This window comes from Cellulomonas sp. ACRRI (assembly GCF_022346185.1).
Lineage (GTDB): Bacteria > Actinomycetota > Actinomycetes > Actinomycetales > Cellulomonadaceae > Cellulomonas.
On sequence record NZ_JAKRMS010000168.1, the window covers coordinates 1 to 7,434 of the forward strand.

Genomic DNA, 7,434 nt, shown 5'->3' on the forward strand with positions numbered 1-7,434 from the left:
GGTGCGGGGGTGCTGCCGGGGGTCGGGTGGAAGGTCTGGCCGGACTCGCCGACGGCGTGTCCGGCAGAACCTTCCACCCGAGGTGGTTGTTCCGGGGTCAGAGGCCGAACGCGGCGCCCTGGCGTCCCGCGACCGCGTCGGCGGCCGCGGCGTCGTCCTCGGCCGTCCTGCCGGTCCAGTGGTCGGCGGCGGCGACCGTCTGCTCGTGCACCTGGCCGGCGGCGCGGGCCTTCGCCACGCGCTCGGCGTGCGTCGGGGGGCCGGACGGCACGTCGGCGGGGCGGTCGGACTCCATCTCCTTGCGGAGCACGGGGACGACCTCGCCGCCCAGGATGTCGAGCTGCTCGAGGACCGTCTTGAGCGGCAGGCCCGCGTGGTCGATGAGGAACAGCTGGCGCTGGTAGTGGCCGACGTCGTGCCGCATCGCGGCGTACCGGTCGATCACCTGCTGCGGCGAGCCGACGGTCAGCGGCGTCTGCGCGGAGAAGTCCTCCAGCGACGGGCCGTGGCCGTAGACCGGCGCGTTGTCGAAGTACGGGCGGAACTCGTCCACGGCGTCCTGCGAGTTCTTCCGCATGAACACCTGGCCGCCGAGGCCGACGATCGCCTGGTCCGCCCGGCCGTGGCCGTAGTGCTCGAACCGCTGCCGGTAGAACTGCACCATCTGCTTGGTGTGGCTCATCGGCCAGAAGATGTTGTTGTGGAAGAAGCCGTCGCCGTAGAACGCGGCCTGCTCGGCGATCTCGGGGCTGCGGATCGAGCCGTGCCACACGAACGGCGGGACGCCGTCCAGCGGCCTCGGGGTCGACGTGAAGCCCTGCAGCGGCGTGCGGAACTTGCCCTCCCAGTCGACGACGTCCTCGGTCCAGAGGCGGCGCAGCAGGGCGTAGTTCTCGATCGCCAGCGGGATGCCCTGGCGGATGTCCTGGCCGAACCAGGGGTAGACCGGGCCGGTGTTGCCGCGGCCCATCATGAGGTCCATCCGGCCGTCGGAGATGACCTGGAGCATCGCGTACTCCTCGGCCAGCCGGACCGGGTCGTTCGTGGTGATGAGGGTCGTGGCGGTCGAGAGGACGATGTCCTTCGTGCGGCCGGCCAGGTAGCCGAGCATCGTCGTCGGGGAGGACGCGACGAACGGCGGGTTGTGGTGCTCGCCGGTCGCGAAGACGTCGAGGCCGACCTCCTCGGCGTGCTGGGCGATCGTCAGGATCGACCGGACGCGCTCGGTGTCGTCGGGCGCGCGGCCCGTGCGGGGGTCAGGGGTGATGTCGCTGACCGTGAAGACTCCGAACTGCATCTCGCGCTCCTCAAGTCGATGCGTTTGCATGTACTTGCGCCCCAACGAGGGGGTGCGCGGATCTATTCCGCGCCGCCGGGACCATCGTCCCGGGGCCCGGCGGCGCGGCGCCGCCGTGCGGTCAGCGGGCCGGCCGGGCGGCCTCGTCGCGCGGCCGCCGGCTGGACCGGCGCGTCACCAGGTGCAGCACCAGGCCCACCGCGAGCAGCACCCCGGCCAGCGCCCAGTGCCGGGCCTCCTGCTGGGTGAGCAGGACCAGGCAGGTGACGACCGCCAGCACCGGCAGGGCGGTCCACGCCCGGAAGTGCGGGTGGTCGACGCGGTCGCGCCGGAGCACGAGCACCGCGACGTTGGTGCTGAGGAAGACGAACAGCAGCAGCAGGACCACGGTCGACGCCAGGTCGACCAGCTCGCCGGTCGCTGCCAGCACCATCGCGACGGCGGTGGTCACGACGATCGCCACCCACGGGGTGCGGCGGCCCGGCAGCACGCGGCCCAGGACGGGCGGGAGCAGGCCCTCCTGCGCCATGCCGTAGGTCAGGCGGCTGGCCATGATCATCGTGAGCAGGGCGCCGTTGGCGACCGCGACCAGCGCGACGGCGGAGAACACCTCGAGCGGGACGCCGCCGGCGACGCGCACCACCTCCAGCAGCGGGCCGGACGACGCGGCCAGGTCCTCCGGGGCGACGACGGCGGGCGCCACGAGCCCGACCAGCAGGTAGACGACGCCCGCCGCGACCAGCGCCCCGAACAGCGCGCGCGGGTAGACCCGGCGCACGTCCGTGACCTCCTCGGCGAGGTTCGCGGACGTCTCGAACCCGACGAACGAGTAGAACGCGATCAGCGCGCCGCCCAGGATCGCGGCGGCCCAGGAGGTCTCCGCGGGGAGCTCGAGCACCCGGGCCGGGTCGCCCTCGCCGCGGCCGAGGACGACGGCACCGAGGACCACGACGAGGACCAGGCCCGACAGCTCGATCGCCGTCATGACGACGTTGGCGCGCAGCGACTCCTGGATCCCGCGCATGTTCAGCGCGGCCACCAGCGCCAGGAACACGATCGCGGTCGGCACCGGCGGCACGTCGAGGAACACCGACAGGTAGTCGCCGCCGAACGCCAGGGCGAGGCCCGCCGCCGACGTCACGCCCGCCGCGAGCATGCAGAAGCCGACCAGGAACGACACCAGCGGGCTGCCGAACGCCCGCTGCGCGAACACCGCCGAGCCACCCGCCTGCGGGTACTTGGTGACGAGCTCCGCGTAGGACGCCGCCGTCAGCAGCGCCATGCCCAGGGCGACCAGCAGCGGGAGCCAGATGGCGCCGCCCGCCTCGGCGCCGAGCTCGCCGACCAGCGCGTAGACCCCGGCGCCGAGGACGTCGCCCAGGATGAACAGGAACAGCAGCGGCCCGGTGACGGCCCGGCGCAGGCCGGGGGACTGGTGCGCGGTGGCGGTGTCGGTGGTCACCCGCCCGAGTATCGGCGCGGGCGTGCGCGGGCGCGCGCCGAGCGAGGGCCCGCGGCCCGGCGCTCGACGCAGCGCGCCCGGGTGTGACCGGGCCCACACGGCCGGGCGGACGGCTCAGGCCGGCGCGCGCGTTGTCGATGGTGGACGTGCGGGCCCGCCCCGCCGTCCCCGCCCGGGTCCCGGGCGACGCCGCGTGACGAGACCGCGGCACCCGGCGCAGGAGCAGCCCCGCGCCGACCGCACCGCCGCTCCACTCCCGCACCACCGCGCGCCGCGCCCCGTCGCGGCAGTCCGCGCGGGCACCGACGCCCGCGCGCCACCGGCCCGCCACCGGCGGGGCCGGTCCAGCACCGCACGCCCGGGCGCCCGCGCGCCCGCACGCAGGGGGATCCGCATGTCCGCACCGACCCGCGCCCGCAGGGGCGCCGCGCTCGCCGCCGTCCTGGTGGCCACGCTCACGCTCGCCGTCCCGCCCGCCGCGCACGCCGCGGCGACGACCGCAGCGGAGGCGACCGCCCCGTCCGCGACCCCGGCGACCGGCACGCCGGCGCCCGCCGACCCGCCCGCAGTCCCGCCCGCCGACGCTCCCGGTCTCCGCCTCGGCGCGCACGTCGACCGCGGCGCCGCCCCGGACGCCGCCGCCGCGGTCGCCGGCTTCGAGGAGGCGCTCGGCCGTCGGCTCGACGTGCACCGCTGGTACAGCCGGTGGGACGACGCGCAGCCCGCCGGGCCGGTCGCCGGCTCGGTCGCCCGCGGCCGCACGCCGATGCTGTCCATCTGGCCCAGGCGGCTGGACGGCTCGGTCGTCCCGTGGTCGGCGATCGCGTCGGGGCAGGTGGACGCCGACATCCGGCGCCAGGCGGCGGGCGTGGCCGCCCTGGGCGTCCCCGTCTACCTGACGCTGCACCACGAGGCGGACATCGCGCAGGGCTGGGGGACCCCGGCGGAGTTCCGGGCCGCGTGGCGGCACTACGTGCAGGTGTTCCGGGACGCGGGGGTGCGGGACGTGCGCTGGACCTGGGTCGTCACCCCCGGCAGCTTCGGCTCGGCTCCCTCGACGGCGGGCGCGGACGCGTTCTACCCGGGCGACGACGTCGTGGACCGGGTCGGGCTGGACGCCTACAACTGGTTCGGCTGCGCCCCCGGCAAGCCGGCCGCCTGGCGGTCGCTCGCCGAGGTGGCCGGCCCGTTCCGCCGGTGGGCCGAGGCGCGGGGGAAGCAGGCCGTGCTGGCCGAGTTCGGCACCGCGGCCGACCCCGCCGACCCCGGCCGGCGGGCGGCCTGGCTGACCGAGGCGGTCGAGTGGCTCGGCGCGTGGCCGGGCCTGGACGTGGCGTCGTCGTTCGAGGGCACCGGTACCTGCCCGTGGTCGCTGGCCGGCTCGGCGGCCGCGCTGACGGCGTACGCCGGGGCGGTGGCGCGTCCCGCCGCCAACGCCGCGCCCACTGCGGACCTGCGCGCGTCCGCCACGGTCGGCCCCGCCCCGCTGGCCGTGACGTTCGACCTGTCGCGCAGCACCGGCGCGGCGTCCGCCACCGGGGCCGGCGTGGCCCGCTGGACGCTCGACCTGGGCGACGGCACGACGCGCAGCGGGACCGGGCAGCCCGGTGCGGTGACCCACACGTACGCGGCCGGGGCGCGCACCGCCCGCCTCACCGTGACGGACGCGGGGGGCCGCACGGCCACGGACGCCCGGGACCTCGTCGTCGCCCCGCCGCCGGCCGTCACGGGGGCCGAGCGGGACGTCACGGGCACGTCCGCGCGCGTGCGCGCCTGGGTGGACCCGGAAGGGCTGGCGGGCACCGTCCGCATCACGTGGGCGCCCGAGGGCGGCGCCGAGGCGGGCCGCGTCGAGCGGGCGCTCGCGGCGACGACCGCGGCGCAGGAGGTCGCGCACGACCTGACCGGGCTGCGCCCCGGGACCCGGTACACCTGGACGGCGACCGCGACGACGGCCGCCGGCACGGCCGTCCTGAGCCGGACGTTCGACACCCCGGGCGCGCCGACCGTCCGGGCGTTCGCGGCCACCGGCGTCACCCGGACCGGCGCGACGGCGCAGCTGCGGGTGCACCCGCACGGCCTGGACACCACGGTGCGGGTCGAGTGGGGCGCGGGCTGGACCGCGCGGACCGCGGACGTCCCGTTCCCGGCGGCGACGTGGGAGCGCGCGGGCACGGTGGCGCTGACCGGGCTGGCGCCGGGCACCACCTACCGGTACCGGGTCGTCGCGACGAACGCGGCGGGCACGACCGTGGGCCCGGAGCAGGTGCTGACCACGGCGGGATGAGCCGGGCGCACGCGCGGCCACCGGCTCTGCCGCGCCCGCGGCGTTGTGCAACCGTCCGGTTGTCAGGGCGGCGTCCGCCGTGGCACGCTGCGGCGGCGCCTCACCCACCCACTCGTCTGGAGGACCCGTGGCCGACCCGCTCACCCAGGTGTTCGCCGCGCTCGCCGACCCGCTCCGCCGGGACCTCGTGGCGCGGCTGGCGTCCGGGGACGCGACGGTCGGCGAGCTCGCCGCCCCGTACGACGTCACGCCCCAGGCGGTGTCCAAGCACCTGCGCGTGCTCGAGGAGGCCGGGCTGGTCAGCCGGCGGCGGGAGGCGCAGCGGCGGCCGGCGCACCTGGAGACGGAGGTCCTCGACCTGCTGACCATGTGGATCGAGCGGCACCGGCGGGAGGCCGAGTTCCGCTACCGGCGGCTGGACGAGGTCCTCCTGGGCGAGGGGGCGGAGCGCCCCGGCGACGTGCCGGAGGCCGCGGACGACCCGGCCCGGGCGCCGCGCGTGCGCACGGAGCGGGCGCCGCGCGTGCGCACGGAGCGGGCGCCGCGTGTGCGGCCGGAGGATGAGCGGGTCTTCCAGCCGTGGGACCTCGCGGCCCGGGTGCTGCGGCCGGAGGACGAGCCGGGGACGCCGCCCGGCGCCTGAGCCGCGCCGGGCGCCGCCGCGACGGGTGGTGACGGACGGGGGCGGCGATCTGTCCGGAATCACCCGGCTTGCCTGGTTGATCCGCTCACACGGGCCCGACCAGGGTCGATGGGGTCCTCGCCAGGGGGTGCCGACCCACGAGGAGCCACGTGTTCACCCGCACCCGCCCGCAGCCGCCGACCGCGGCCACCGAGCTGTCCGAGTCCCGCGCGAACATCGACGCCGTCACCGCGGTCGTGCACGCGCTCGCGGGCGCGACCACGTCCCAGGAGGCGGTCCGCGCGGCGCTCGACGTCGTCCGCGAGCGCTTCGGCTGGGCGTACGGCTCGTACTGGCGGGTCGGGGCCGACGACGCCCTGCACTTCGTCCAGGAGTCGGGCGACGCGGGCGAGGAGTTCCGCCGGGTGACCCGCGCGGCGTCGTTCACCGAGGGCGTCGGGCTGTCGGGCCGGGCCTGGCGGCACCGCGACCTGGTGTTCGTGGCCGACCTGGGCGAGCTCACCGACTGCGTGCGCGCCCCCGCCGCGCAGCGCGCCGGCGTCCGGTCCGGGATCTGCTTCCCGCTGCTGGAGGACGGCGTCGTCGCCGGGACCATGGACTTCTTCACCACCGAGACGCTGAGCCCGTCGCCGCAGCGCCTCGCGACGCTGCGCAGCATCGGCGTCCTGGTGAGCCAGGCGATCGAGCGCGTCGCCACGGCCGAGCGCCAGGCCGAGGCGACGCAGGACATCGACGCCGTGAACCGGGTGATCCACGAGGTCACCGGCGCGCCCTCCGCCGAGGAGGCCCTGAGCCGGGCGCTGGCCGCGATCCGCGAGGGGTTCGGCTGGGCGTACGGGTCGTACTGGCGGGTCGACGAGCAGCAGCGCGCGCTGGTCTTCGTGCAGGAGTCCGGGGACGCCGGCGCCGAGTTCCGCGAGGTCACCCGCACGGCGTCGTTCCGCGAGGGCGTCGGACTGGCGGGCCGGGCCTGGCGCGCGCGGGACCTGGTGTTCGTGCCGGACCTCGGCGAGCTCTCGGACTGCGTGCGGGCGCCCGCCGCGCAGCGCGTCGGCGTGCGGTCCGGGGTGTGCCTGCCGATCGTCGTGGCGGGCCGGGTCGTCGGCACGATGGACTTCTTCGCGACCAGCACCCTCACGCTGTCGCAGGCTCGCGCGGACGCGCTGCGCAACACGGCGTTCCTGGTCGCGCAGGCGCTCGACCGGCACGCGGGCGCGGCCCGGCTCCGCACCGCGGGCGAGGAGCTCGTCACGTCCATCCAGGAGGTCGAGCGCAACGTGCTCGCCGCGACCACCGTCGCCACCGACGGCCAGCGGATCGCCGAGGACGCGAACCGGGACGTGGCCGGTCTCGGGGTGTCGAGCGCCGAGATCGGCCAGGTCGTCACCGTCATCCAGGGCATCGCGGCGCAGACGAACCTGCTCGCGCTCAACGCGACCATCGAGGCGGCGCGCGCGGGCGAGGCGGGCCGCGGGTTCGCCGTCGTCGCGCACGAGGTCAAGGAGCTCGCGAACGAGACCGCCGCCGCGACCACCCAGGTCGGCGACAAGGTGCGGACGATCCAGCACCAGGTCGACGGCGTCATCGCGTCGCTGGCGCAGATCGGCGGCGTGGTGGAGCGGATCAACGAGACGCAGCAGACCATCGGCGGGGTCCTGACCGAGCAGGTCGCCGTCACCCGCGCGATCCTCGACTGACCGCCCGCGGGGGTCGGCACCGCCCTCCCGCCCCCGCGGGCGGTCAGT

The 7,434-nt window shown here is 76.7% G+C and carries 5 protein-coding genes; 3 read left to right on the top strand and 2 right to left on the bottom strand.

Annotated features, from left to right (window positions below; translation table 11 throughout):
* Positions 1 to 97: 97 nt before the first annotated feature.
* Both MHY85_RS19325 and MHY85_RS19330 read right to left on the bottom strand, forming a co-directional pair.
* The gene (locus tag MHY85_RS19325; RefSeq protein ID WP_239199684.1) at positions 98 to 1,297 is read right to left on the bottom strand and encodes an LLM class flavin-dependent oxidoreductase; all 1,200 of its coding nucleotides are present in this window, start codon (positions 1,295 to 1,297) and stop codon (positions 98 to 100) included.
* Between the two features lie 121 nt (positions 1,298 to 1,418).
* Positions 1,419 to 2,759, bottom strand: a complete 1,341-nt coding sequence (locus tag MHY85_RS19330) for an APC family permease (RefSeq protein WP_239199686.1) — start codon at positions 2,757 to 2,759, stop codon at positions 1,419 to 1,421.
* Between the two features lie 394 nt (positions 2,760 to 3,153).
* Between MHY85_RS19330 and MHY85_RS19335 the strand changes: the two genes are divergently transcribed.
* From MHY85_RS19335 to MHY85_RS19345, 3 genes are all read left to right on the top strand, one after another.
* Positions 3,154 to 5,046 carry a PKD domain-containing protein gene (locus tag MHY85_RS19335; protein ID WP_239199688.1) on the top strand — a complete coding sequence of 631 codons (1,893 nt, stop codon included), beginning with the start codon at positions 3,154 to 3,156 and terminating at the stop codon, positions 5,044 to 5,046.
* A 127-nt stretch (positions 5,047 to 5,173) separates the two neighbouring features.
* Positions 5,174 to 5,689 carry a metalloregulator ArsR/SmtB family transcription factor gene (locus MHY85_RS21975; protein WP_308191446.1) on the top strand — a complete coding sequence of 172 codons (516 nt, stop codon included), beginning with the start codon at positions 5,174 to 5,176 and terminating at the stop codon, positions 5,687 to 5,689.
* A gap of 149 nt (positions 5,690 to 5,838) precedes the next feature.
* Entirely contained in the window at positions 5,839 to 7,386 is a 1,548-nt protein-coding gene (locus MHY85_RS19345; RefSeq protein WP_308191447.1) for a GAF domain-containing protein, read from the top strand.
* The last annotated feature ends 48 nt before the right edge of the window (positions 7,387 to 7,434 follow it).